This window comes from Acinetobacter faecalis (genome assembly GCF_034187745.1).
Classification (GTDB): Bacteria; Pseudomonadota; Gammaproteobacteria; order Pseudomonadales; family Moraxellaceae; genus Acinetobacter; species Acinetobacter faecalis.
Genome location: NZ_JAXHPF010000001.1, coordinates 38,497 through 64,510 on the forward strand (window position 1 = coordinate 38,497; position 26,014 = coordinate 64,510).

The 26,014-nt window shown below is 35.5% G+C and carries 32 protein-coding genes; 27 read left to right on the forward strand and 5 right to left on the reverse strand.

Going from position 1 to position 26,014, the window contains the following annotated elements; translation table 11 throughout:
• Nucleotides 1-126: 126 nt before the first annotated feature.
• Nucleotides 127-561, forward strand: coding sequence for a large conductance mechanosensitive channel protein MscL (mscL, locus tag SKM54_RS00195; protein WP_321093491.1), 435 nt, complete (start codon nucleotides 127-129; stop codon nucleotides 559-561).
• Between the two features lie 135 nt (nucleotides 562-696).
• On the opposite strand, the gene SKM54_RS00200 is transcribed toward mscL, so the two are convergent.
• On the reverse strand, nucleotides 697-981 hold the full coding sequence (locus SKM54_RS00200) for a peptidylprolyl isomerase (protein ID WP_321093494.1): 285 nt from the start codon (nucleotides 979-981) through the stop codon (nucleotides 697-699).
• Nucleotides 978-1,817 (reverse strand): bifunctional DNA-formamidopyrimidine glycosylase/DNA-(apurinic or apyrimidinic site) lyase, encoded by an 840-nt coding sequence (gene mutM, locus SKM54_RS00205; RefSeq protein ID WP_321093497.1) that lies wholly within the window; start codon nucleotides 1,815-1,817, stop codon nucleotides 978-980. The genes SKM54_RS00200 and mutM overlap by 4 nt, the downstream gene beginning before the upstream one ends.
• Nucleotides 1,818-2,196: 379 nt before the next feature.
• On the opposite strand from mutM, the gene SKM54_RS00210 reads away from it, so the two are divergent.
• From SKM54_RS00210 to SKM54_RS00225, 4 genes are all read left to right on the forward strand, one after another.
• Nucleotides 2,197-3,456 carry a carbohydrate porin gene (locus tag SKM54_RS00210; protein WP_321093499.1) on the forward strand — a complete coding sequence of 420 codons (1,260 nt, stop codon included), beginning with the start codon at nucleotides 2,197-2,199 and terminating at the stop codon, nucleotides 3,454-3,456.
• A gap of 104 nt (nucleotides 3,457-3,560) precedes the next feature.
• Nucleotides 3,561-4,670 (forward strand): NADH:flavin oxidoreductase/NADH oxidase, encoded by a 1,110-nt coding sequence (locus SKM54_RS00215; RefSeq protein ID WP_321093502.1) that lies wholly within the window; start codon nucleotides 3,561-3,563, stop codon nucleotides 4,668-4,670.
• Nucleotides 4,671-4,750: 80 nt separating this feature from the next.
• Nucleotides 4,751-5,683 carry an AEC family transporter gene (locus SKM54_RS00220; RefSeq protein ID WP_321093505.1) on the forward strand — a complete coding sequence of 311 codons (933 nt, stop codon included), beginning with the start codon at nucleotides 4,751-4,753 and terminating at the stop codon, nucleotides 5,681-5,683.
• 91 nt (nucleotides 5,684-5,774) lie between these two features.
• Nucleotides 5,775-6,020 carry a hypothetical protein gene (locus SKM54_RS00225; RefSeq protein ID WP_154772694.1) on the forward strand — a complete coding sequence of 82 codons (246 nt, stop codon included), beginning with the start codon at nucleotides 5,775-5,777 and terminating at the stop codon, nucleotides 6,018-6,020.
• 101 nt (nucleotides 6,021-6,121) lie between these two features.
• Here the strand turns inward: SKM54_RS00225 and SKM54_RS00230 are convergent, their stop codons facing one another.
• Nucleotides 6,122-6,925 carry a tetratricopeptide repeat protein gene (locus tag SKM54_RS00230; protein WP_321093507.1) on the reverse strand — a complete coding sequence of 268 codons (804 nt, stop codon included), beginning with the start codon at nucleotides 6,923-6,925 and terminating at the stop codon, nucleotides 6,122-6,124.
• Nucleotides 6,926-7,239: 314 nt separating this feature from the next.
• Nucleotides 7,240-7,965 carry a CAF17-like 4Fe-4S cluster assembly/insertion protein YgfZ gene (gene ygfZ / locus SKM54_RS00235; protein ID WP_321093510.1) on the reverse strand — a complete coding sequence of 242 codons (726 nt, stop codon included), beginning with the start codon at nucleotides 7,963-7,965 and terminating at the stop codon, nucleotides 7,240-7,242.
• A 259-nt stretch (nucleotides 7,966-8,224) separates the two neighbouring features.
• Between ygfZ and acnD the strand changes: the two genes are divergently transcribed.
• The 16 genes from acnD (at nucleotide 8,225) to SKM54_RS00315 (ending at nucleotide 20,071) form a co-directional block, all read left to right on the forward strand.
• Nucleotides 8,225-10,828, forward strand: coding sequence for a Fe/S-dependent 2-methylisocitrate dehydratase AcnD (gene acnD / locus SKM54_RS00240; protein WP_321093513.1), 2,604 nt, complete (start codon nucleotides 8,225-8,227; stop codon nucleotides 10,826-10,828).
• A 96-nt stretch (nucleotides 10,829-10,924) separates the two neighbouring features.
• Complete coding sequence (locus SKM54_RS00245; protein ID WP_321093515.1) at nucleotides 10,925-11,575, forward strand: hypothetical protein; 651 nt, start codon at nucleotides 10,925-10,927, stop codon at nucleotides 11,573-11,575.
• Nucleotides 11,576-11,631: 56 nt separating this feature from the next.
• Nucleotides 11,632-12,186: a hypothetical protein gene (locus tag SKM54_RS00250; protein ID WP_321093517.1), complete on the forward strand. Its 555-nt coding sequence runs from the start codon at nucleotides 11,632-11,634 to the stop codon at nucleotides 12,184-12,186.
• Between the two features lie 114 nt (nucleotides 12,187-12,300).
• Nucleotides 12,301-12,444, forward strand: coding sequence for a zinc ribbon-containing protein (locus tag SKM54_RS00255; RefSeq protein WP_248102045.1), 144 nt, complete (start codon nucleotides 12,301-12,303; stop codon nucleotides 12,442-12,444).
• Between the two features lie 110 nt (nucleotides 12,445-12,554).
• Nucleotides 12,555-13,133 carry a DUF4126 domain-containing protein gene (locus SKM54_RS00260; protein WP_321093519.1) on the forward strand — a complete coding sequence of 193 codons (579 nt, stop codon included), beginning with the start codon at nucleotides 12,555-12,557 and terminating at the stop codon, nucleotides 13,131-13,133.
• Nucleotides 13,134-13,330: 197 nt separating this feature from the next.
• Complete coding sequence (locus tag SKM54_RS00265; RefSeq protein WP_248102168.1) at nucleotides 13,331-13,537, forward strand: hypothetical protein; 207 nt, start codon at nucleotides 13,331-13,333, stop codon at nucleotides 13,535-13,537.
• 84 nt (nucleotides 13,538-13,621) lie between these two features.
• Complete coding sequence (locus SKM54_RS00270; protein WP_321093521.1) at nucleotides 13,622-14,335, forward strand: hypothetical protein; 714 nt, start codon at nucleotides 13,622-13,624, stop codon at nucleotides 14,333-14,335.
• An 88-nt stretch (nucleotides 14,336-14,423) separates the two neighbouring features.
• The gene (locus SKM54_RS00275) at nucleotides 14,424-14,684 is read left to right on the forward strand and encodes a hypothetical protein (protein ID WP_154772703.1); all 261 of its coding nucleotides are present in this window, start codon (nucleotides 14,424-14,426) and stop codon (nucleotides 14,682-14,684) included.
• A gap of 620 nt (nucleotides 14,685-15,304) precedes the next feature.
• Nucleotides 15,305-16,147 carry a GGDEF domain-containing protein gene (locus SKM54_RS00280; RefSeq protein ID WP_248102033.1) on the forward strand — a complete coding sequence of 281 codons (843 nt, stop codon included), beginning with the start codon at nucleotides 15,305-15,307 and terminating at the stop codon, nucleotides 16,145-16,147.
• Between the two features lie 87 nt (nucleotides 16,148-16,234).
• The gene (locus tag SKM54_RS00285) at nucleotides 16,235-16,900 is read left to right on the forward strand and encodes a pseudouridine synthase (RefSeq protein WP_321093523.1); all 666 of its coding nucleotides are present in this window, start codon (nucleotides 16,235-16,237) and stop codon (nucleotides 16,898-16,900) included.
• Nucleotides 16,901-17,016: 116 nt separating this feature from the next.
• Nucleotides 17,017-17,397, forward strand: a complete 381-nt coding sequence (locus tag SKM54_RS00290) for a ribonuclease E inhibitor RraB (RefSeq protein ID WP_248102030.1) — start codon at nucleotides 17,017-17,019, stop codon at nucleotides 17,395-17,397.
• Nucleotides 17,398-17,568: 171 nt separating this feature from the next.
• On the forward strand, nucleotides 17,569-17,913 hold the full coding sequence (locus SKM54_RS00295; protein WP_321093525.1) for a zinc ribbon domain-containing protein YjdM: 345 nt from the start codon (nucleotides 17,569-17,571) through the stop codon (nucleotides 17,911-17,913).
• A gap of 146 nt (nucleotides 17,914-18,059) precedes the next feature.
• On the forward strand, nucleotides 18,060-18,428 hold the full coding sequence (locus tag SKM54_RS00300; protein ID WP_321093528.1) for a 5-carboxymethyl-2-hydroxymuconate Delta-isomerase: 369 nt from the start codon (nucleotides 18,060-18,062) through the stop codon (nucleotides 18,426-18,428).
• A 207-nt stretch (nucleotides 18,429-18,635) separates the two neighbouring features.
• Complete coding sequence (locus SKM54_RS00305) at nucleotides 18,636-18,968, forward strand: YegP family protein (protein ID WP_154772709.1); 333 nt, start codon at nucleotides 18,636-18,638, stop codon at nucleotides 18,966-18,968.
• A 203-nt stretch (nucleotides 18,969-19,171) separates the two neighbouring features.
• The gene (locus SKM54_RS00310) at nucleotides 19,172-19,585 is read left to right on the forward strand and encodes a nuclear transport factor 2 family protein (protein ID WP_321089487.1); all 414 of its coding nucleotides are present in this window, start codon (nucleotides 19,172-19,174) and stop codon (nucleotides 19,583-19,585) included.
• A gap of 81 nt (nucleotides 19,586-19,666) precedes the next feature.
• Nucleotides 19,667-20,071: an NUDIX hydrolase gene (locus tag SKM54_RS00315; RefSeq protein ID WP_154772711.1), complete on the forward strand. Its 405-nt coding sequence runs from the start codon at nucleotides 19,667-19,669 to the stop codon at nucleotides 20,069-20,071.
• Nucleotides 20,072-20,276: 205 nt separating this feature from the next.
• Here the strand turns inward: SKM54_RS00315 and SKM54_RS00320 are convergent, their stop codons facing one another.
• Nucleotides 20,277-21,092: an IclR family transcriptional regulator gene (locus SKM54_RS00320; RefSeq protein ID WP_321089489.1), complete on the reverse strand. Its 816-nt coding sequence runs from the start codon at nucleotides 21,090-21,092 to the stop codon at nucleotides 20,277-20,279.
• Nucleotides 21,093-21,355: 263 nt separating this feature from the next.
• On the opposite strand from SKM54_RS00320, the gene SKM54_RS00325 reads away from it, so the two are divergent.
• The 6 genes from SKM54_RS00325 to SKM54_RS00350 are packed head-to-tail and all read left to right on the forward strand — an operon-like array spanning nucleotide 21,356 to nucleotide 26,006.
• The gene (locus tag SKM54_RS00325) at nucleotides 21,356-21,661 is read left to right on the forward strand and encodes a non-heme iron oxygenase ferredoxin subunit (protein ID WP_321089490.1); all 306 of its coding nucleotides are present in this window, start codon (nucleotides 21,356-21,358) and stop codon (nucleotides 21,659-21,661) included.
• Nucleotides 21,662-21,688: 27 nt separating this feature from the next.
• Nucleotides 21,689-21,988, forward strand: a complete 300-nt coding sequence (locus tag SKM54_RS00330) for a recombinase-like helix-turn-helix domain-containing protein (RefSeq protein WP_321093531.1) — start codon at nucleotides 21,689-21,691, stop codon at nucleotides 21,986-21,988.
• Between the two features lie 17 nt (nucleotides 21,989-22,005).
• Complete coding sequence (locus SKM54_RS00335) at nucleotides 22,006-23,073, forward strand: Rieske 2Fe-2S domain-containing protein (RefSeq protein WP_407061288.1); 1,068 nt, start codon at nucleotides 22,006-22,008, stop codon at nucleotides 23,071-23,073.
• Nucleotides 23,066-23,830, forward strand: coding sequence for an SDR family oxidoreductase (locus SKM54_RS00340; RefSeq protein ID WP_321093537.1), 765 nt, complete (start codon nucleotides 23,066-23,068; stop codon nucleotides 23,828-23,830). The genes SKM54_RS00335 and SKM54_RS00340 overlap by 8 nt, the downstream gene beginning before the upstream one ends.
• 10 nt (nucleotides 23,831-23,840) lie before the next feature.
• Nucleotides 23,841-24,770: a VOC family protein gene (locus SKM54_RS00345; RefSeq protein ID WP_321093540.1), complete on the forward strand. Its 930-nt coding sequence runs from the start codon at nucleotides 23,841-23,843 to the stop codon at nucleotides 24,768-24,770.
• A gap of 27 nt (nucleotides 24,771-24,797) precedes the next feature.
• Nucleotides 24,798-26,006 (forward strand): NAD(P)/FAD-dependent oxidoreductase, encoded by a 1,209-nt coding sequence (locus tag SKM54_RS00350; RefSeq protein WP_321093543.1) that lies wholly within the window; start codon nucleotides 24,798-24,800, stop codon nucleotides 26,004-26,006.
• Nucleotides 26,007-26,014 lie beyond the last annotated feature (8 nt).

Sequence of the window (26,014 nt, forward strand, 5' to 3'; positions counted from 1 at the left end):
CCGCTAACGTATGTTGGCGGTTTTTTTGTTAAAAATAATTAAATCCAAGTAATTTGCACGGAAATAATTGAATCAATAATGTATGCTTAGTCACATTAAATTTGATAACAAAAAATTGGAGAACATATGAGCGTTATTCAAGAATTTAAAGAATTTGCTGTAAAAGGCAATGTAATGGATTTGGCTGTTGGTGTAATTATTGGTGGTGCCTTCGGAAAAATCATCGATTCAGCAGTTGCTGATTTACTTATGCCATTAATTACTTGGACTTTGGGCGGTGATGTTGATTACTCAAATTGGTTCTTAGTGTTGGGTGATAATCCAAATAGCATTACGAATTTAGCTGCTGCAAAAGAAGCAGGTTTGAATGTATTTGCTTATGGTAACTTTCTCACAATTTTAATTAACTTTATTTTATTGGCTTGGGTTGTATTTTGGTTAGTTAAGTTAATGAATAAAATGCGTCGTGAAAAAGCGGCAGAAGAACTAGCTCCAACTGCGACACCAGAAGATATTGAATTACTTCGTGAAATTCGCGATGAGTTAAAACGTAAAGGTTAATTCATTCAAAATAAAAAAATGGTGCGAAATGCACCGTTTTTTTATTTTCAGCCTGATGAGAGATGAGTAGCATTACTTCTAGAGATTTACCTCTCCCTAACCCTCTCCTAAAAGGAGAGGGGATATTAAAGGAACTTAAAAATCTATTCGGAATTTTATTTCTAATAAATGCCAACCAAACTGGCTTTTAATAGGGCCGTGTAATTCACGTTCAGCTAAAGTAAAAACAGCTTTATCAATTGGAGCAACCAATTGACCTTTTTTGATATCGCCTAATTCACCGCCTTTTTTAGCAGATGGACAAGTTGAATGTTGCTTTGCAATTTTTGCAAAATCGGCACCATCTTTAATTTTTTTCTTGAGCTGTTCTGCAAGTTCTTTATCTTTCACTAAAATGTGGCGAGCAATTGCGCTTTTCATTTTTTACCTCGTTGAATCTGTTTTACTTTCTTTAATGGCTGACATTGTGGACAAAATGCACTTGCTCGTTGACCTAGCTTGATATTTTCTAGGGTGGTTTCACAGTTCACACACATTTCACCAACCCGTCCATACGCTAAAAGTGTTTGTTGGAAATAGCCATTTTCACCCATTGCATTCGTGAAATCACGTAAGGTTGAACCACCTAAATCTATGGCTTGTTTCAAAATTCGCTTAATTTCAATCACAAGCTTTTCAATTTGAACTTTGCTCAGTGATGATGCAGGTTGTGCAGGATGAATACCTAAATTGAATAAGCTTTCTGTTGCATAAATATTGCCAACGCCAACAACAACATGGTTGTCCATAATGGCAACTTTAATTGCTGTACTTTTAGACTTTAATTTATCTGCTAAATAGTCTGCATTGAAGACATCGCTTAAAGGTTCTGGCCCTAGCGTATCAATGAGTTTAGTTTGGGATTGGTCATCTAACCAAAGAATGCAACCAAAACGACGCGGATCGTGATAACGAAGCTCCATATCTTCAAATTGAATAATGAGGTGGTCGTGTTTGCGTAATTCTTCAGTGGTTTCACAAATACGGAAACTTCCTGACATACCCAAATGCCAAAGCATAGAGTCTTGTTCAAACTCCGCCAAAATATATTTGGAGCGTCTAGAGAGTTTAATGAGTTTTTGCCCAATTAACTTTTGAATATCATTTGGAATTGGCCATCTTAAACTCGATTGATGAACAGTCACACGAATGACTTTTTCATTCAAAAGAGGCAATAAACTGGTTTTTGTGGTTTCAACTTCAGGTAATTCAGGCATCTGACATTAAATATATGAGGATGTGACTAATATCGGGTTATCGCTTTCAGATTACAAGCCTAAATTAAAAATGACTGAAGATAAGTGAATGTAAGTACTTAAATAATAAAAATAAAGAGTAAATTTTAGATGTTGTAAATTTATTTATTCAAAATGCTTAATCGTTAATAGTGATAAGTTTTAATTTTAAGTTGCTGAAATATATGTAAATTAATGGTTTTATGAAAGTAAATTTAGTCTTTTAATCAATTATATAAATAAAAGTATGCAGACTAATAAAAATAAAGCTGAGCAAAAAATAGAAAAATTAGGTAGTTTTCACGTGAAATTTACAAAGAAAGTCTTTTGTAACAGGTATTTATCCTACTAGGTTCCCATCATGAAGAAAATTAGTTTAGCAATTCTGCCAACTGTTTTAATGACAGTTATGTCTCAGGCTCATTCAGAAGATGCTTTTGATTCGAAAGGTCAATATATGCTTGGGGATTGGTCGGGTAAACGTACCGAGTTTGCACAACAAGGTGTTAAGTTTGAAGCGAATATTGCAACAGACACTGCTTATTTGGCAAATGGTGGACGCAATGAACATGCTGATCCTACTACTGCGGGTCAATTGTGGTTAGGCACAGCTTTAGATATGGAAAAGCTTGCAGGATGGAACGGTGTAACTGTTCGTGCGGTAATGACCGCACGTCAAGGTAAAAGTACATCCGTAGATGATATTTCAGGTGAAGTTCCACAAATGGCAAACGTTCAAGGTACTTATGGACGTGGTAATCAAAAAAGTCGTTTAAGTGAATTATCTGTTGAAAAGAATTTTAAAGATCAAGGTTTAAGTATTAAAGCTGGTCGTTTAGGTCTAGGCATGGACTTTAACGTAATGGCGTGTGATTTTGCTAATACTGCATTTTGTGCTGCGCAAATGGGTAAATGGCAGGGCGGCATTTGGATGAATACACCTGTTTCACAGTGGGGCTTACGTGTAAAACAACAATTAACCACTGACGTTGCGGTTCAAGTAGGTGTTTATGAATTTAACCCTGAAAATGCGAAAGAACGTCATGGTTGGAATTTAGATACAAATAATGCAGATGGTGTGACAATTCCTGTAGAAGTAATCTGGCAACCAAAATCATTGGTGAATGGTTTAGCTGGTAGTTACCGTTTAGGTGCAATGTATAACACAGCGGATAATCCTGAAAACCAAAAAGATATTCAAACAGGCGCACCTGAAGACCGTACATTTGCAGGTTGGTTGGCTGTAGAACAGCAATTAACATCTACAGGTTCTGGCAAACAAGGTTTACATGGTTTTGCAAACTTTACATGGCATGATCGCACAACAAATAAAGTAGATAACACACAACAAATTGGTTTGAAATATGTAGGTTTATCTACTGCATTGCCAAATGACTATATTGGTTTGGCTGTAAACCGCGTACACGTAAATAATCGTCTTTCAAGTGTGAAAGAACCATTTAATGCAAACGCTGAATATAATGTTGAGTTGAACTATAGCTACAATCCAACAAAATGGTTGATGTTAAGACCAAACTTACAATATGTGATTAATCCAGGTTCTACAAATAATGTAGATGATGCATTTGTATTGGGTTTAAGCACTAAAGTTGTTTTCTAAGTTATAAAATAATCTAAAAATAAACAGGTTCTTCGGAGCCTGTTTTTGTTTTTCTAAGCTAGAGTAAAATTTGAAAAATGAATGATTAAAATGAGGGGATTTTAGTGTCTTTGTTATTTCAGCCAATTCAATTTGGAACACTTAACCTAAGCAATAAAATTATTATTGCACCGATGTGTCAATATTCTGCAACTTCAGATGCAGAGGTGACATTTTGGCATGAGCAACAATGGGCAAAATATGCATTATCGGGTGCAGGTTTAACTATTGTAGAAGCAACGGCTGTACAAGCTGAAGGACGTATTAGCCATGCAGATTTAGGTTTGTGGAACGATACTCAAGCTGAAAAAATGAAATTGACACTGAATAAAATAAGAACAATTTCACCTATGCCATTTGCTATTCAATTGGCACATGCAGGGCGAAAAGCATCTACAGATTATCCTTGGACTGGAAAAGGGCAGTTACACCCGCAGGATACTTTAGGATGGCAAACAGTTTCTGCAAGTGAGTTAGCTTTTAATGAAACAGATACAGTGCCACATGCACTAACAAAGCATGAAATTGAAAAACTCATTCAAGATTTTGCAGATGCAGCAAAACGGGCAGTAGATGTTGGTTTCGATTTAATAGAATTACATGCTGCACATGGCTATTTATTGCATCAATTTTTATCGCCTATTTCAAATAAACGTACAGATGAATATGGAGGGAGTTTTGAAAACCGTATTCGTTTGGCGCTAGAAGTATTTCAAGCTATTAAAAATGCTGTTCCACAAGATTATCCTGTTGGCATTCGTATTTCTGCAACAGATTGGATGGATGGTGTAGAAAGTTGGAATGTGGAATCTTCAGTTGAATTATCTAAAGCTTTGGAAGCATTAGGTGCTGTATATATTCATGTTTCAAGTGGCGGATTAGATGCCAAACAAAACATCGATATTCACAGTTGCTACCAAGTGCCATTTGCACATGCAATTAAAAAAGCGGTGAATATTCCTGTGATTGCTGTTGGTTTAATTGAAGAGCCAATGCAGGCAGAAGGAGTGCTACAATATGAACAAGCAGACGCTATTGGCATTGCACGCGGTATTTTGTATCAACCGAATTGGCCGTGGCAAGCAGCCGCAGAATTGGGTGCAAAAATAGCAGTATCACCACAATATTTACGTTGCCACCCACATGGTTTAAAAGATTTATTTACATCATTTTAAGTTGAATTACTTTTAAAAAGAGAGCAGATTAAAAATCTGCTCTTCTTTTTTTGAAGTGATTTTAATAGGACACTTTTTTCATGATTATGACGATAATTGGACCAATTTTCTTACTTTTAGCACTTGGCTATTTGTCTGTAAAGTTGAACTTATTATCTAAACTGCAAATTGCTGCGGTGGGTGCTTTTGTTATAAAAATCGCTTTGCCTGCTTTGTTGTTACAGTCTTTGGCAGCCAAAGATTTACATGAAATTTGGTTTCCTGAATATTTTGCAGTTTATGGCGGTACAACTTTTATATTATATGTTGCTGCTTTTTATATTCTTGCGCATTATTTTAAAAATCCTAAAGCCGATACAGCCATTTTGTCATTAGGTGCATCTATGTCTAATACAGGCTTAATTGGTGCAGCGGTGCTTACACTTTTAATGGGGCAAAAAGCGATGACCTATATTTCCCTTGTAGTTATTATTGAAAGTGTATTTTTAATTCCTGCTGTGTTGGTTTTGGCAGAGCTAAATTCTAAAAATTCGAAGTCTGTAAATGTTTTTAAAATTATAAAAAATACAGTCTTAACTTTAGTGAAAAATCCTTTATTTATGGCGGTTGTGTTTGGAATACTATTTTCGGCATTACACATTGAAATTCCACATCAAATAAACCAAGTTTTGTTAATGCTTGGACAAACTGCATCACCATTGGCTTTATTTGCAATTGGTGGAGGCATAGTAGGTTTGAGCTTAAAATATGTGAATGCGCAAAGTGTGTATTTGGTTATTTCAAATAATCTAATTTTCCCTCTTTTGGTATTTTTAGGTTTAACTTATTTCACAAATGTAAGCCAAGAAATGGTGTATGCAGGAACAATTATCGCATCGCTTCCTATGCCAACCATATTTGCAATGCTCGGACAGGCTTATGGTTTAAGTGAAAAAACCTTAACACCATTACTTATGAGCACTATTGTTGGATTTGTCGTGATGAGTATTTTAATTGCTATGTGGTGGGCATAAATATAATTTTTGCACTTAGATGATCGTGCAAAGTGAATGCTTTCGGTTAAACTTAACGTTGTTGATAAAAGTGAAGAAGTGAGTTTTTAAGATGTTTGTCAAAGGTATTAGACGCAATTACGATAAAATTAATGCCGATGAAAGTATTGCAGATGAAGACAAAATTGATGCCTTACTTAAAGCATTAGGCAAAGATTATTTAATTAGTTCTGAAGATCGTGTTTATGTATTCCAAAAAGACGACTTAACTGTAAAATTTGATGCAAAACATGCACGTGCATATCACTTTAAAGATTATGTTGTGAAAGATATGAATAAACTATTTCATGGTTTTTAATTTATTTTTATATGTAAATCTCATGAGCAAAAAATCCCTTAAGTTATTGCTAGCTTAAGGGATTTTCTTATTTAAGTTGAATTGTATTTACTTTATTCAACTTAACCTTTTTTAGCTGTAGAAGCTGGCGCTTTCGCTTGTTGAGCCATTAAGTTTGTTACGGCATCTAAAGCTTCTTTTGCATGCGGGACATTTTTTTCTGCAAGCATTCCAAAGATTTTTTTCGCTTCTGGTAAGTTTTGTTTAACCAATTTACCTGTTGCTAAAATATTACCTACTTCCATAAGTGCAGGCACATAACCTTTTTGTGCAAGTGCTTGAATGCTGTCTAAGCCTGCTTTAACACTCGCATCTTTTTTCTCTTTCATACCTGTATTGATGTCATACAAAGCACGAAGATGAAGCGCTTGAGGATTACCTTTTTTCACAAGTGGATCTAAAAGTTTAAGTGCTTTCTTTGTTGATGCATCTTTGTTTTCACCAAGATAAAGTGCAGCTAAATCTACATTTGCTTCTTCAATACCTTGTTTTGCAGCTTTTTCTAAATAGTTTATTGCTGTTTTTTGGTCTGGCTTAACACCTAAACCGCCTGAAATATAAGTTTTACCTAAAAGGTAGTTTGCAGTTGGATAGCCTTTATCTGCAGATTTTTTGAATAATTCAAGCGCTTTAGCATCATTTTTAGTTGTGCCTTGACCTGCTTGAGTTAAAAAACCAAGATCATAAATCGCTTGTGCATTACCTGTTTGAGCAAGCTTGTCTAATTCTTTATATGCTTCATTAAAGTTTTTTGCTTTTACTAAAGTTTCAATTTTTGCAAAAGCAGGGTCAACTTGTGGAGCGTTGTCTGCTAGTGCAAATTGAGAAGAAACTGCGATTAAACTTGCTAGAAGTATTTTTTTCATAAAATTAAAAACCTTAAATTAACGATAAATATCCAAGCTAAGTATTTAATATAAAAGATGGTATAGCGTTGAAATATATATTAAGAGTAAAAAATTATTCAGTTTGCGAATAACTTTAGGAATATCTACCAAGTTAAATTAATGTAAAAAACTTAATAGAATATTAATGTTATGTTTCTTAGCGTGTGTTTGGCTGAAATGTGTTTACATTGTTTCCAATGTATAAGAATTAATAACAAGCCTTGAAAAATAAGGTAAAAAAAGCCTCCTTTTGAAAGGAGGCTTAATTTTTACATATTTAGAAACATTTAGATTTATGACTGCGGGCGTGCCACATCACCATTTAAAGCTTCAGGTAAATCTAAAACTGTTAAACCTAACTCAACTAAAACTTCAGGTTTAGCCACCACTAAAGCTTTATAACCACCATCTATACCAATACTGTTTACAACAGTTGTGTTTGGACTTAGCTGAGTTGCAAATGCAGGAACATCTCCTGTGCCTTGAACCAAATGCAACCAACTTTTCGGTTTTGCTTTAAACCAAAGGCGCGCCACAATTTCTTGACCTAAATAACAACCTTTGTCGTAATGAACGCCCTCACGTTGATGCAAACGTAATTCTTGAGGTTGGAAAAGTTCCGATGTGTTGGCTTCAATCCAAGATTGACCCGATTCAATAGCTTGTAATTGCCAAGCTTCAATATTGGTTTCAGCACTTCCAAATACAGTGTGAATACCCTCAATTGTTGGGTAAACCGTACTAGCTTCTTCAAGTTTCATTTTAGAAAAAGCACCAAACTTTTTAATATGTTTACTTAGTGCTTCGGCTAAGTTCGCAGGGCTAATAATTTCAAAGCTTTCTGCGTTAATTTTCTTTAGCCAAAAACCGTATTGAATACGACCTTTTAGGCTACAAATACCTGTGTAACGAGTTGTTCCTTCAGTAAGTTTTTCAACATTCAAAGTCACTTGACCTTGTAGGAATTTTTGCGCATCTACACCTGTTAAGGTGAAAGAAGAAAATGCAGGTAAGCTCATTTTTTAATCTCTAAAACTATATCTAATACTAAAGAATGAGGTCTATTTTCCGCTATTTTTTGAAAAAAATCACATTTAACAGCTAAATTTTGAGATTGATATTCAAAAATATTAAAAAAACAGTAGTTTTTAAACCTAAGTTTATGAAAAATATAACATTTGGGAAATGGTGTTTTGGCAGTGTAGTATGCCTGAGATGGATTGAAAAACAAGCAACAACAAAAGCTGATAAAAGATTGAATTGAAAGGCAGGCAAGCTATGAATAACAACTTCCGTAAACCACTGCAAGGCACCCAGCTAGAATATTTTGACGTGCGACAAGCCGTAGAAAGCATTGAGCAAGGCGCTTATGAAAAACTTCCTTATACCTCTAAAGTGCTTGCAGAACAGTTAGTACGCCGTTGTGATTCTGCAATATTAGAACAGTCCTTAAAAGAACTAATTTACCGTAAACAAGACCACGATTTCCCTTGGTATCCTGCGCGTGTGGTGTGTCATGATATTTTGGGACAAACGGCTTTGGTCGATTTAGCAGGTTTGCGTGATGCCATTGCAGAACAAGGTGGCGACCCTGCTAAAGTGAATCCTGTTGTGCCAACTCAACTTATTGTCGATCATTCATTGGCGGTGGAGTTTGGCGGTTTTGACCCAGATGCTTTTGAAAAAAACCGTGCCATTGAAGACCGTCGTAATGAAGACCGTTTTCATTTTATTGAATGGACAAAAACAGCTTTTGAAAATGTCGATGTGATTCCTGCAGGGAACGGCATCATGCATCAAATTAACTTAGAAAAAATGTCACCCGTGATTCAAAACCGAGATGGTATTGCATTCCCTGACACTTGTGTAGGTACAGATTCACATACGCCACATACCGATGCTTTAGGTGTTATTTCAATTGGTGTGGGCGGTTTAGAAGCTGAAAATGTCATGCTTGGTCGTGCCTCATGGATGCGTTTACCCGACATTATTGGTGTAGAACTTGTAGGACAACGCCAAGCAGGTATTACTGCAACAGACATCGTTTTAGCTTTAACAGAATTTTTACGTAAAGAACGTGTAGTTGGTGCATATTTAGAATTCTTTGGCGAAGGTGCAGACAGTATGTCTGTAGGAGATAGAGCGACTATTTCCAACATGACACCTGAATATGGTGCAACGGCTGCCATGTTCTATATCGATCAAAACACCATAGATTATTTAACTCTAACAGGTCGTGAGCCTGAGCAAGTGAAACTTGTAGAAAACTATGCCAAAGAAATTGGTCTTTGGGCAAACGATATGACTAAAGCTGAGTATCCACGTGTATTACGTTTTGATTTATCTACCGTTACACGTAACATTGCAGGACCATCGAACCCGCATGCGCGCGTATCAACAAGCGATTTAAAAGCAAAAGGCATTGCAGGCGTTGTAGAAAACCGTACCGATGGTTTAATGCCTGACGGTGCAATTATTATTGCTGCCATTACTTCATGTACCAATACATCTAACCCACGAAATACCGTTGCAGCAGGCTTACTTGCACGTAAGGCAAATGAACTTGGTTTGGTGCGTAAACCTTGGGTGAAATCATCTTTTGCACCAGGTTCTAAAGCGGCAGCGTTGTATTTAGAAGAAGCAGGCGTTTTAAAAGATTTAGAACAACTTGGTTTTGGTATTGTGGCGTATGCATGTACTACGTGTAACGGTATGTCGGGCGCATTAGACCCGAAAATTCAGCAAGAAATTATAGATCGAGACTTATACGCAACTGCGGTACTTTCGGGTAACCGTAACTTTGATGGTCGAATTCATCCTTATGCGAAGCAAGCATTTTTAGCATCGCCACCTTTAGTTGTGGCGTATGCAATTGCAGGGACAATTCGTTTTGACATTGAAACCGATTCGTTAGGTAACGACAAAGATGGAAATCCAATTTACTTAAAAGACATTTGGCCGTCTGATGCTGAAATTGATGCTTTGGTGAAAGAAGCGGTGAAGCCTGAACAATTTAAGAAAGTGTATATTCCAATGTTCGATTTAGGCGTTGCTGAAAAAGCATCAAGTCCTTTATATGATTGGCGACCGCAAAGTACGTATATTCGCCGTCCGCCATATTGGGAAGGTGCTTTGGCTGCGCCACGTACTTTGGCAAATATGCGTCCGCTTGCAATTTTGGGCGATAACATCACCACAGATCATTTATCTCCATCGAATGCGATTGTGTTAGACAGTGCTTCTGGGGAATATTTGAAAAAAATGGGCTTGCCTGAGGAAGACTTTAACTCTTATGCAACGCACCGTGGTGATCACTTAACGACGCAACGTGCAACTTTTGCTAACCCAAAATTGTTTAATGAAATGGTGGTTCGTTCGGACGGCACAATTAAGCAAGGTTCAAAAGCGCGTGTAGAGCCTGAGGGCGAAGTAATGCGTATGTGGGAAGCCATTGAAACTTACATGAACCGCAAACAGCCTTTAATTATTATTGCAGGGAAAGATTACGGACAAGGTTCTAGCCGAGACTGGGCGGCTAAAGGTGTTCGCCTTGCAGGGGTGGAAGTAATTGTTGCAGAAGGTTTTGAGCGTATTCACCGTACCAATTTGGTAGGTATGGGCGTGTTACCGCTTGAGTTTAAGGCAGGAACTGACCGTAAAACTTTGGGCTTAGATGGTACGGAGTTGTATAGCGTGATTGGGAACATTGCGCCACGTTCAACTTTAACTTTGGTGATTGAGCGTTCTACACCTGAAGGTATGAACCAAATTATGGAAGTGCCTGTAACGTGTCGTTTAGATACGGAAGAAGAAGTTCATGTGTATGAAGCAGGTGGGGTGTTACAACGCTTTGCGCAGGATTTTTTAGAGGGGAATGTTTAAGAATCTCCCCTAACCCCTCTTTTAGAAAGAGGGGGAACTCCCTCCTTTTTTAAAGGAGGGTTAGGGTGGATTTACTATTTAAAATAGGATGATTTCATGCAGTTAAATAAAGGAGAAGTAATAGACATAGTATGGCAATACTCCAAATATTACGGAAACCAATTAACTTTTTTAGAACAGCTTAAATCTGAGAATGCTGTTGTTGCTTTGATTTATCTAACTAATCTTTTGGAAAATGCTCTTCTTGCTTATAAAGATGACTATGAATGTAATTTTATAAATGTAATAAAATTTGCTTATAAAGAGTCTTTAATCACTGAAGTAGAATACAAATTTTTGAATGATGAACAGATAGGAATTCGTAAGTTAAGAAATTATTTTGCACATAAGAATTTATCTAAGTACAACTTTAAATTTCCAGATAATGATCGGTTATATCCATTTACAGAGAATGATAATTGCGAATTATTTTATGATTTAATCTCAAATTATATTTTTAATATTATCTGTAAAGTTGCGCTTACTTCATTAACTATTTCACGTGATATACAACAAGATGATTTGATTAAGAAATTTCAGTACTCAATAGTAACTTTTACCCCTGAAGATATTTTAATTGATAAGGGTATTGATCCGACTACATTAACAGGTTGGAATGATTTAAAAGAATCCGATAAGTATAGACATGCTGAAAATGCCTCGAACATAAAAGTATTAAGTTTAATTTTTTCTCATATACCTCAATAAGTGATGTAATCAATGTAAATTAGTTTAAATTGATTTAAAAATCTTGATGAGGGAATATGGAAGATCATTTAAAAAATGCACAAATAGAGCTACAACATATACTATTAGAACTTAATAGCAATAGAACACATCATATGAGACATTTTATAGACTCATATTTTTGCTATTCAAATAATTTTATAAATAAAAATGGAAATGCTAAATGGCAAAATTTGCTTTGGACTCAGAAGATATCGAATGAAGCAAAAAAAGTATTTTATGAATATGAAACAAAACTAATAAAATATAAAAATGAAACTACTAAACGTAATAGTTTAAAAAAAGAAAGAGATAGAATGGTAACTCGTGACCACACCATTCCGTTAAGAGTGGTCATTAAGATAATAGAAAATGAGCATAAGATTAGCCCACTTAGTATTGAAAAGTTGCAAGCGATATTAGATGAAAATATATTCTATACAACAATAACTAAGGAGGAAGATGGTCTTCTACGGTCAAAAAAGCTTACATCTCAAATGCCTCAGGGTTATTACGATGAGCAAGATCATTTGTATCAAAAGTGGAATGCTCGCTATATATTTGCTGGAATAAATTTAGAATCTATAGATTGAAGTTTAGGTAATCCTTCGCCTTTCTGACATCATCATTCGACTAAATGGCTAATTGAAAGTCATAAATATTCGGTTATATTGGTCTCACCATTTCTAAACCCAAGGAGAGCAAAAATGGTTCAAGCTGGTCAAAAACCTGGCACAGGCTTCTATTTTTGTGTGCAATGCGGACACCGCGCCTACTTAGAAATTGGTACAGACCGATTACCCCCGTGTACCAAATGCCATGGCGTTCAATTTAACAATAAGAATGCCTAAGCAACACGCATAAAACAGCACTTACTGTTTTAAATAAAAGCCCTATCACCCGATGGGGCTTTTTTGTTAACGTATAAAACAACAGCAAAAGAAAAATAAAGGAACACCACATGGAAACCATACTTGGCTTATGTATAGGTATTGGACTTAGCGCAGCCTGCGGATTTCGAGTATTCGTACCACTATTGGTTATGAGTATTGCATCACTTTTAGGATGGTTCGAACCTATGAAAGGCTTCGAATGGCTTGCAATGCCATCGGTCTGTATTGCGCTTGCAGTCGCAACCGTATGTGAAGTTGCCGCTTACTACATACCGTGGGTAGACAACATGCTAGACACCGTAGCAACTCCCGCTGCCATGATTGCAGGCACACTCACCACCATGGCAGTAAGTAGCGGAGAAATGTCGCAATTCGCAAGTTGGGCAGCAGCCATTATTATTGGTGGAGGTACAGCAGGCGCAGTACAAATGAGCACAGTTGCAGTTCGTGGCGTATCAACAGCAACAACAGGCGGAGTAGCAAATCCACTTGTATCAACAGGTGAATGGATTGGAGCATTTCTACTTTCAATATTATCTTTAATTGTGCCTGTTCTTGTGGTTGTTCTAATTATTGTGCTGGCTATTTTTACAGTAAGATGGTTTCGAGAGAAAAAGAAAAATACAGTAAATTCAGAAATATCATAGTAAATAAAAACAAATGTTTATCTGTTCATGTTTTTTGAAATTTACATGAAAAATAGTTTAAATTTCATGCAAGAAAATGATTGATTTTCACCCATAAAAGACATATTTTTAATATGTGATTTATAAACCATAATAACTTTATGGATTTGTTCATATTTGAACTTTAAAAGTGTTTGGGGGGGGGGCAAAAAATGCAGATGATAAAATTTATAGTCGATGAAAAGCCTGCGGAAAATGGTATTAATAAAATACATAATGCAACAGCAGGTTGTGAAAACTTACCAAAACTAAGCGACCAAATTTTAATAGGCTATTTTGCAAATTATGAACTGGCATATAAAAGAGCAAGAATGAACTGGCCAAGAGAGAAAGTAGAAGCATGTGAAAAATGTTGTGATGTTTAATAAAACAACATATTTTAAACCCACCAATTGGTGGGTTTTATTTATATAAATCCTATAATTTATAAATTGAATAGAATGAAGATAATGAGAAAAATCACAATAAGCATTTTACTTGCTGCTACATGTTTTACAGGGCAGGCGGTATTTGCTCAAGCATCATCAGAAAATATAGCTACGCAAAGTTTTGAAGAAATTAAGCTAAAAAAAGACAATATTAAATACAAAGCGTATTTGCCAAAAAACTATGTACTATTTGAAGCTATAGAAGGCGACTTAAATAAAGATGGTAAACAGGATTTAGTTTTAATTGTAAAAGGTACAGATGCAAAGCAATGGGCAGAGCATGAGTATCAAGGGAAATTAGACCGTAACCGCCGTGGCATATTGGTGCTTTTAAATGAAAAAGGTGCATATAAAAAGATCGTGCAAAATTTAAGAGCCTTTTCATCTGAAAATGAAGAAGGTGGAGTTTATTTCCCACCTGAACTTAGTGTGGAAATTAATAAAAACAAATTGTTTATTCATTATGGACACGGGCGTTATGGATGGTGGGGCTATAGTTTTAGACTAGAAAATAATGATATGCGCTTAATTGGCTATGAAAATTCAAGTAATTATGGCCCTTATGTTTCAAGTGAAACGAGCATAAATTTATTAACAGGAAAAAAGCTGTATCGTAAAAATATGAATGAAGTGGGTGATGAAGATCCACGTTTTAAAGAAACATGGTCTAAAGTTAATTTTGCACCTATTTATTTATCTAAAATTAAAGACTTTGATGAATTGATGATGGAATAACTTCATTTTTCACAGCATAAATGGCTTAAAAATTGCTATATAAAAACCATATTTGGCTTTTAATAAATGAAAAAATAGTAGGTAAAATATGGAATATGTAGAAACTTTAGAAAAAGCCCCTTTAGCTAAAAAGGCACATTTTATAGCGGCTTGGCCATTATTATTGGTTCTGTTTGGTGGAGCTATTGGCGGTGCTTTAGGCTGTGTCGCTTATATTCTTAATCTTAAAATTTATAAATCTCAAACCTTAAGTAAATTGCAAAAAGTTTTGGCAAATTTATTATGTGGTATGTCTGCTATAAGCTTATGGTGGTTTATTGCAACGTGGGTACAAAGTACAATTTCTTAAAAACCCGTTAGATTATTCTCTATAAATACATCAATTAATATATGTAAGTGTAGATTGTAAGAATTCCTGAATAAGCATCATTAAATAGATAAAAAATGTCGAATTGGGTTCTTATTGAAAAATATTTTCTATATGTGAGTGTTTTGTGGAAATTATTTTTATATAAGCTAGAAATTAAAAGATCTTAGGAAATTAATTTCAGCGACCTTTCACTATTATATGTTTCAAGGGTGTGACGGGAATCGAAAAGAGTAGCATGCTGTGAGCGGCGCAAAACGCGAGTGCAGTACTTACCCAAAAGGTCTCGATTCGACTTAGGACGCTATAGATCACAAGTTTATAGGCTATAAGATCATAACTTACAAAGTCATGATAGTTGAAGTAAACAAAACACTGTTTTTCCCAACACCCTAAAAAATTCTTCCGAATAAAATATAAAAATAATTTCTCAATTTATTATTCAAACATTCATTAAATCTTAATTAAATTAAATACCTAGAAAACTTAATATCTAATTTTTAAGTTACATTTAAGTTGTTAAATTTTAAGCTATTAGGGTAGGGTATTTTGAAATATTGCATTAAGATGATGATTAATAGATAGTGTTCTGGATATTTTAGATGCTTACTCAGGTTGAAAAATTACTTTCAGGACGTGCATTGACTCGCCGAAGTATTATTATTTTATTCACGCTTATTATGGGGTGGATAGATCTTGCTACAGGCTATGAATATTCCTTTTCAGTGTTCTATTTAATTCCCGTTTCTGTCGCTGTTTGGTATGACAACACTAAAGTAACTGTTCTTTCTATATTAGGCGCAACGTGCATGTGGTTATATGCAGATTTTAGCTCGGGACATCAATATACGCAGACACTTGCGCCATATTGGAATGCTTTTGTTCGCTTAGCATTTTTTAGTGTAGTGGCTATTTTGCTATTTAAAGTACGTGGAAGTTTAATTGCAATGACTAAAATGGCAATGAGAGATAGCCTAACTGCTTTAAGTAATTCTCGTGCATTTCAAATGCAATATGATGATATTCGAAGAAATTCACATAAATCTTCACATGGTTTTGCGGTAGGTGTCATAGATTTAGATGGCTTTAAAAAAATCAATGATTCTTTAGGGCATTCTAAAGGTGACGACGTGTTAGTTGCGTTTGCAGAAATTTTAAAAAAAGCCACTAGAAGTACTGATATTGTTGCGCGAATGGGCGGAGATGAGTTTATTGTTATATTAAAAAGAACAGATGCCAAAGGTGCTGAAGAGTATTCTGCACGTTTAAGACGCGCTTTTAATGAAAGTGGTTTAAAAGAACAGTCAGGTGTAGATTTTAGTATGGGAATCATTTTGTTCGATCATCTTCCTGAAGATTTAGATGATGCAACACATGCAGCAGATATGCTGATGTATAAAGCCAAAGCACTTGGTAAATCACAAACGACAATTCAAATTGCTTAAGAACGGTTAGGGCTAAATGAGCTGAAAGATTGACAGTCGAAATGCATCTTGCTACTTTGCGTTTTTTCCTCCCTATGCTGTAATTTCATGCCTTTAGACGATAAATTTGTATATATGCCTCCGCAAGAACCACTTTCTATTGTCTATGAAGATGATGATTTAGTAGTGATTGAAAAGCCTGCGGAATTGTTGTCTGTACCTGGGCGTTTACCTGAACACCATGACAGTGCATATTTACGTGTTTTGGAAAAATATCCAAATGCAAAAATTACGCATCGTTTAGATATGGCAACTTCGGGCATTTTAATGTTTGCTAAACATAGAGATGCTGAAGTGGCTATTAGCAAGATGTTTCAAGCGCGAACTGTAACGAAGAACTATATTGCTTTGGTTCAAGGGAAGCTTGATGGTGAGGGAAGTGTAGAGGTTCCTTTAATTACAGATTGGGAAAACAGACCACGTCAGATGGTGCATTTTGAGTTAGGTAAATCTGCAAAAACTTTATATCAAGCATTGGAATATAATGCAGAAGAAGATATTACACGCGTTTTACTTACGCCAATTACAGGGCGTTCGCATCAACTTCGTGTGCATATGATGCATATTGGTCATCCTATTACTGGCGATAAAATTTATCATCCTGAACCAGATTTAAGTTTATTAAATAGAATGGCGTTGCATGCAAGTTATTTGGCGTTTAAGCAGCCATTAAGTGGTAAAGAAGTTGAAATTAAAGGCAATGTGCCGTTTTGATATTGTTCATTGCAAAATCAATAGTTAATTGTACGAAGTCGTAATTAATCTCCAAATTGAAACATATATAGGCTAATCTAGACCATAGAAATATATGTTCAAAATAAGGAAAAACAATGTCACGCGATTATCAACAATTCCCAGATGATGACAACGGCAACGTACTTTGGCAAATGGCTGAAGATGGTGATGATTTAACTGTTGCTCATGAAATTGAATATTCAATTGCATTTAAAAACCAAGAAACTGCGGAAAAATGTGCACTTTTCTTATTAAATGAAGAGCAAAAAATTTCGTTATTCCAAGACGAAGAAACAGATGAATGGTTCATTACAATTTATGTTTATATGGAACCAGACTATTCAGATATTGTAGATTTAGAAGAATGGTTCACTAAAATTGGAACTGAGTATAATGGCGAATACGATGGTTGGGGCTGTATGGCTTACGTCTACGATGATGAAGACGAAGATTTAGACACAGAACAACCTGCATAAAATGCGAATTTAAGTATTATTAAAAGCATGTCCATAGACATGCTTTTTATTTTGTTTATATATTTAAAAAATAAAAAACCATACTTTAAATAAGACTTTTCACTACATCAAAGAAATATAAAAATGTTATAGTGTATTTTTATATTTTTTCTTCTTTTTTTGAGATTTTTTATGTCTTTACCAAATTGCCCACAGTGCCAATCAGAATACACATACGAAGATGGCGACCTACTTATTTGCCCTGAATGTTCACACGAATGGAAAGCTGGCGAAACTTCAGAAGCAGAAATTGACGCTATTATTAAAGATGCAAATGGCAACGTACTTGCAGATGGCGATACCGTAACTGTAATTAAAGATTTGAAAATTAAAGGTTCATCATCTGTAGTAAAAGTTGGTACTAAAGTTAAAAATATTCGCCTATTACCAGATGCTGCTGATGGACATGATATTGATTGTAAAATTGATGGCGTTGGCGCAATGAAATTGAAGTCAGAATATGTGAAAAAAGCATAAGCTTTTTTTAAAAAAAAGCACAGTCATTCAATGCATTGTGCTTTTTTATTGCCTATCAAAATATAAAATAAGTGATATGGGTTTTAATGCAGATTTACTAAAATGAACATGGTATAAATTAATTAAAATATTTTGAAGATTATCCTATGCCACACATTCATCTTGAATATTCAGACAATATTGAAAATTTAGAAGTAAAACCATTATTAATTTCATTGAATCAGGCCTTAATTCAAGGCGGATATGCTCAAGCGGGATTAGACATAAAAAGCCGTGCAATCTGCCAAACAGATTATGTGATTGGTGATAATGAACAAAATCAGGCATATATGCATCTTAAATTGTCTTTGTTAACAGGACGATCTGCCGAATTAAGAAAAGAAATTGCAGAAAAATTACTTGAAGTTCTTTGTGAAAAAGCGCCTAAACAATCTAATGTCACAGTTCAGTTTTGTGTGGAAGTTTTGGAAATGCAACGTGATATTTATGCAAAAAAAATTGTAAGTTCAAACTAAAATTTAAAGGCAAAACTTATAGGTGGTTTTGCCTTTTTTCGGACATTTATAAATAAAAATATTGAATAAAGTGATGTGTAATAAACACTTATTTTAATAAGCTACTTTTCTATTCATAAAAAGTCATTTATATTTCATATGAATAGAATAAATTGTGATTAGTCTATTTAAATACACATAAATAAAAGCAATTAAAAGAGGTGTGGTATGTCAGGATGGTTTGAAATCACTCAAGCGAATGATGGTCAATATCGCTTTAGTTTAAAAGCAGGTAATGGAGAAGCTATCCTTACAAGTGAACTTTATAAAGCAAAGCCATCGGCACTTGTGGGTATTGAATCGGTTCAAAAAAATTGTATAGATGATTCTCGTTATGAACGTTTGACTGCAAAAAATGGAAAACCTTATTTTAATTTAAAAGCGGCTAATCATCAGGTCATTGGTACAAGTCAGCTTTATTCTAGTGAGCAATCACGAGAAAAAGGCATAGATTCTGTTAAAAATAATGGAATACAAACAGTTATTAAAGATTTAACCTGATTATTCGTTGTAGTGAATTGAAAATTGCATGCTTAGGCATGCTTTTTTTATTATTGAGAAATGAATATTTTAAGATTTTGTTTTACTTATAAGTAGAATAAGGCTGGCGTAGATGTTTAAAAATACATGATAAGTAACATATTTTTTATTGCATTTATTGATAAGTTAAACTAAATAATAAGGATTTGGATGGGGTAAATCTTTTGTTTGTTCAGTTAATTGGCGATAAACATAATGCACAAGAAATTTTATTTAAAATAAAACAATGGGATAGGGCTATTGAAAGTTTAGATTTACAAGCAATAACTGATATGTGTTCAGATCACTTTAAGGTGTTTGACGTGAGTAGTCAGCAAAATAATGTTAGTGAACTTAAACAATTGTGGGAAAAGTATAGTAGTGATTTTGTCGATGATGTACGTGTATATAGACGAAAGGTAGAAATTCATGCGAAATCAGATTTAGCGTTTATGCATTGTTATTCCAAAATTGATTATGCTGATACAACGCGAGCGTTAAATTTACCTTGGTGTCGAACAACGTTTTGTTTTGAGAAAATTCAAGGTAAATGGAAGGTTGCACATCAACATATTTCTATACCGAACTCACTACATTAAAGGGTAATGAAGGTATTTGTAATACTTATTGTATTTATTTTACTGTGTAAATTTTAAATCTAATTTAAATTGGGAAAAAATATGGCATTTGACGATTTTTATAGGCTAAGTTCACATGCCGTCATACTCAATGAAAATAATGAAGTTCTATTGCTAAAAGCAACTTATACCAATTGTGCTTGGGGATTGCCTGGTGGTGGGTTGGATATGGGGGAAACCATACATGCTGCACTTATTCGTGAATGCAAAGAAGAGTTGGGCTGCGATATACATATAGACTACTTATCTGGTGTGTATTTTCACTCTGCGGTAACCTCACATGCATTTTTATTTAAATGTCATTTAGCTGAAAATTCAAATATTAAATTGAGTTCAGAGCATTCTGAATTTAGATGGTTTTCTGTAGATGAGTTAAGTTCTGTGCAGAAACAACGCGTACAAGATTGTATTTTATTTAATGGGGAAGTGGTAAGTCGGGTGTTTTAGGTTTTAATTTTTCATTGCACAAAAATAAATAATACTTTTTATATATAAAAGAAATTAATGCGGAAAAGTAATTGTTAGATGAAAAAAACCTCTGAATTATTAAATTCCAATTACCTTTAAATAAAGCAAAAAAAAATGCACCAAGGAGGAGCATCTTTTTTATTTAAAGGAATATATTTTCTAAAAAATATTTACATATATTGTTTTATATATAAATAAATTTTGAAATTTTATCTGCATGGTGGATGACGCTTTGAGAAACTTTTGTGTGGAATGTTTCTTCATCGTATGTGCTTATTGGGCAACTCACAGATAATACTGCAATCATTTCCTTATTTGATTGATTGTAAACAGGTGCTGCGCAAGCTGCCATGTCAGCATTGAAATGTCCCCAGCTCACCATAAAAGGTTCTTTTCTAACGTGTTCAAGTCGAGCAAGTAAGCTCTCTAAATCATGTGGTGTACGTTCAGAAAAAACTTTCCAATCGCTAAAGTCTTTATAACGTCTTTTTACTTCGGGTGTTGGTAATCTAGACAACATAAGTTGACCAATAACAGTTGCATGCGCAGGCCAATGTGTACCAATTTGAAGGGTGCTAGTAAATGCCCCCATAGATTGTACATTATTGATAAATACAACATTTGTGCCTTCTAAAATAGACAAATGTACAGCTATTTTTATACGATCCCGTAACTCTTTCATAATTGGCGATGAAAGCTCGTTAAGGGATTGTTTAGATAGACTATTAAACCCTAAAGACATTACTCGGCTATCTAGAGCATAAGTTTTTTGGGATAGTTTTCTTAGGTATCCACAATGCTCTAATGTGTAAATTAAGCGAAATGCGCTAGAACGATTCACATCAATTTTTTCTGCAATTTCAGAAATCGTCATTTCCTGATTATCTTCGTCAAATAATGCAAGAATTGCTAAGCCTCGTATTAAGCCAGGTACTAAGTAGCGGTCCTCATTTTTATTAACTTCTTGATCTAGCATTACTTCTACTTCAGTCGAATTCATCAGTAAGTTTGCCTTAACTATATTAATGTTTGCCCCGAAAGAGGGATGCCATGCACTATATTTTAGCGAGCTTGGATAAACTGCACAATGTTTATATACAAAACATAATTTATTATTTAAAACGTTACAAGATATTTATTTTATATAAGTTGCTGAATTTATGCTTTAAATATTAATTGACAAATATTTTAGTTAAAGCTTATCCTCATACTATGTTTTAAATATTAAATAAAGTTTTGTTGGTAAAACATGGAGATGGTCTCGTGAATTGGATTTCTGTTTGTAAAGTAGATGATGTAGCAGAAGAAGAGCCGAAGGCAATTGAGATCAATGATAAAAAAATTGGTGTTTTTTTTATTAATGAAAATTATTTCGCAATAGAAAATGTTTGTCCTCATGCATTTGCTTTATTAACTGAAGGTTTCATTGAAGATTCAACAGTTGAATGTCCATTACATGAGGCAATTTTCGATATTCCAACTGGGCGTTTAGAGAGTGGCCCAGGTTGTCGCGATTTATGCACATATCCCGTTCGAGTTGAGAACGAAGAAATTCAAATTCAACTTTAAAAATTGTGTGATTAGGGAAGAGATCAAATGAAGCAATATAACGAAAAGCTAGCTAGATGGATTAATGCAACACCTTCAAGCGATGCAGGTATTAATAATATTCAAATTCCAGGTCAAGTCGAGCACTTGGTATGGCAAAACCGCTACAAAGAACCAAGCCCGTATGAGCAAGATTTTGTTCAGCATTTAATTACTGCATTCACCAATGGTGTAACTGAATTAGATGACTTAGTGAATGCATTAAATGGTCAAGGGTTTAGAGATGAATCTGGTGATTTATGGTCAGTTGGAAGCTTTTCCGCTGAAATGCAACGTTTAGGTTATTAACAGATAAGGACATCATGATGACTATTGCAGAAATGAATGTTGAACAATATTTAGATCTTGGTTTACGTGACCAATGGTATCCAGTATTGGCAAGTTGGGAAGTGGGTTCTAACCCTGTTGGTATTACACGTTTAGGCGAAAATATTGTTGTATGGCGTGATGACAAAGGGCAAGTTCATGCATTGGAAGATCGCTGTCCGCACCGTGGTGCGCGTCTATCATTAGGTTGGAACTTAGGTAACCGTATTGCATGTTGGTATCACGGTGTTGAAGTTCGTCATGATGGTGTGGTGGAAGATGTACCTGCGGTTCACGATTGCCCATTAAAAGGCAGTGACTGCGTAAAAACGTATCAAGTTCAAGAATTACACGGTGCAATTTTCATTTGGTTTGGTATTGACGACAACGAAGCACCTGCTGAACTGGTGCTTCCAGATCAACTCGCAAGCGAAGAATGGAGTTCATTTCTTTGCATGGCAGACTGGAAAGTGAACCATCAATATGCAGTAGATAATGTGATGGATCCGATGCACGGTACTTATTTGCATTGCACATCGCACTCAATGGCAGATGGTGAAAAAACTGCAGAAATGAAACATCGTCCAACGAAAGATGGTTTTGTTTTTGAAAAAGAAGGTCAAACAGGTGTGAACTTTGACTGGGTTGAATACGGTCAAACAGGTGCTGCTTGGTTACGTTTATCTATTCCTTATCGTAAACAGTTTGGTCCAGGTGGTGAATTCTGGATTGTTGGTTTTGCGACCCCAATTGATGAAAACAATACACGTGTATTCTTCTGGCGTTGTCGTAAAGTTTCAGGTTGGCAACGTAATGTATGGCGTTTCTTATACCGCAATCATTTAGAGCAATTGCATTGGGATGTATTAGAACAAGACCGCATTATTTTAGAAAATCTTGCACCAAATGCCCGTAAACACGAATTCCTTTATCAGCATGATGTTGGTTTATCACGCTTACGTCGCCTCATGAAAAAAGAAGCAGAAAAGCAGCTTAAAAAATTTGCAACACTTCAAGGTTCTCAAAATGAAAACCGCATTGAAATGAAGGAAGCATCTCATGGCTAATCTGCCAATTTTAGCGGGTAAACGCATTCTTGTGACAGGTGCTGCACGTGGTTTAGGGCGTGATTTCGCTCAAGCTGCTGCTGAAGCTGGCGCATCGGTTGTGATGGCAGATATTTTGGTGGACTTGGTTCGTCAAGAAGCGAAGGTACTCTCTGAACAAGGATTAGATGTTTCTGCAGTTGAAATTGATTTAAGTCAAAAAGCATCTGTTCAGAAAGCGGTAGATCAAGCGGTTGCAACATTAAATGGTCTAGATGGCTTAATTAACTGTGCCGCTTTGGCAACAGGTGTTGGCGGTGTGTCACTCATGGAATATGACGAAGATCTTTGGGATCGAGTGATGACTGTTAATGTAAAAGGCACTTGGTTGGTGACACAAGCATGCGTTCCACATTTGAAAAAGTCGGGTTCAGGAAAAATTGTCAATATTGCATCGGACACCGCAATGTGGGGTGCTCAGCGTTTAATGGCTTATGTTGCAAGTAAGGGGGCAATTATTTCAATGACCCGTTCTATGGCACGTGAGTTAGGTGAAGACAATATTTGTGTCAACACCATTAGCCCAGGTTTAACGCTAGTAGAAGCAACGGAATATGTACCTCAGGCTCGTCATGATTTGTATGTCAATGGAAGAGCAATACAACGTCAACAACATCCACAGGATTTGAACGGCACAGCGATTTATCTACTTTCAGATATGTCTTCTTTTGTGACGGGTCAAAACATTCCTGTGAATGGCGGCTTTGTATTTAATTAAGGAGCAACACATGATTACAGGTATTGAAGTTCTAAAATTTGGTGTTGAAGACCGAGCTGAAGCAAAAACGTTTTTGGCAGATTTTGGTTTAACAGCAACTACTTCAGATATTGAAGGTACAGATTTATATCAAACACAAAATGGCTGCAAAGTTTATTTATTTGATATAGCAGATGAACGTTTACCAGAAGCCATTGAGGCAGGTTCTACTTTACGTGAAGTGACTTGGGGTGTTGAAAATGATCAAGACCTTGACGCTTTAAAAGCAAAACTTTCTGCTGAACCAAAGTTCAATGCTACGGATAGTCAAGTTGAATGTCTTGATCCAAATGGTATGACCATTGTTTTTAAAAAGACAATTACCAAAGAAATTTCTCAAGCGAAAACTGAGGGTATTAATCAGTTTGGCAATATTCAGCGTGTGAACGCAGCAAGTCCTGTTTATGAAAAAGCAGAGCCTGTTGATATTGGTCATGTTGTATTTTTCACACCAGATTTAAAAACTACCCAAGCTTTCTATATTGAAAAATTAGGCTTCCATTTATCTGATGCTTACACAAACCGTGGCGCATTTTTACGTTGTCGTGGTGAAGGTTTCCATCATGATTTGTTCTTGCTTTCTATTCCGAATAAACCTGCTGGTTTAAACCATGTTGCCTTTGTTGTTCGTGATATTCATGAAGTGATTGGTGGTGGTTTGAGTATGAACCGTCAGCAATGGTCAACCTTTATTGGGCCTGGTCGCCATCCTATTTCATCTGCGTATTTTTGGTATGTGAATTCGCCATTGGGTGGAGCTTTTGAGTACTACACCAACGATGATTATTTAACAGAAGAATGGCAACCACGTGAAGAAGAGCATCGTTTAGAACTCTTTACGGAGTGGGCGATTGAAGGTGGTTTAGACCACGAAACACGTCGCCAAGTTAAACCAGCGTAACGAATAGAAGATAAGGATATCGACAACATGAATAAAATTGTGATTGTAGGTGCTGGGCAAGCTGCGGGTTGGGCAGTTCATACGCTACGAACCCAAGGATATGACGGTGAAATTCATGTTGTTTCTAACGAAGACAGCGTTTTTTACGAGCGTCCGCCTTTGTCTAAGCAAGTACTTTCGAAAGAAGCGACTGTAGAAAGCCTAAATTTATTTACCGCAGAGCAACTTGATGAGTTTTCAGTGATTTGGCACAAACCCGATTTGGCTGTGAACATAGATAAATTTGCTAAAACGGTTCAATTAAAAAGTGGAAAAACGCTTTCATATGACAAGTTGCTCATTGCAACTGGAAGCCGTGCTCGTATTCCTGTTGCGCAATGGTCAGAACTTAAAAATGTTTACACGATGAGAGATATTCAAGATTGCCAAAATTTAGCAGAACAATTTAAGACTGCACAAAATATTGCTGTTATTGGCGGTGGTTGGATTGGTCTTGAAATTGCAGCAACAGCACGTAAGCAAGGAAAAAATGTTGAAATTTTTGAATATGGTTCTCGCCTTTGTGCAAGAAGCGTAAGTCCTGAAGTTTCCATATTTCTAAAAAACTTACATGAAGATGCAGGCACAAAGATTCATTTAAATGCGACTCAATTAAATCTGAATGAAGTTGAAAGTCAGAAAATTGAAGTGCAAAACGTGGATAGCGGTACACATATATTTGATTGTGTAGTGGTTGGTGCAGGCGCTGAAATTGCAAAAGAATTAGCAACTGCTGCATCACTAGATGTTAAAGATGGCATTGTTGTGAATGAGTATGGTCAGTCATCTGATCCAGATATTTATGCAGCCGGTGATGTCGCAATACATCCATCTTTAGGTTACTGCATTCAGTCTTGGGCAAATGCACAAAACCAAGCAATTTCAGCAGCAAAATCAATGTTAGGTGATCTAACACCATATCAAGATATTCCTTGGTTATGGTCAGATCAATATCAATGCAATATTCAAATTTTGGGGACGTATCAGCCTGAACAAACCTCTCAGGTGGTTATACGTAAAACAAATTCTACTCAGCAATGCTTTTTCTATCTCAATGAAAAAAATCAGCTTATTAACATGATTGCAGTGAATGAAGCGAAGTTAGTCAAACTTGCAAAAAGATGGTTAGCAAGTGCTAAAGAGCTCGATCCACAACAACTACAAGATTTAGATTTTAATTTAATGAAATTGAAATAGCAGAGCCA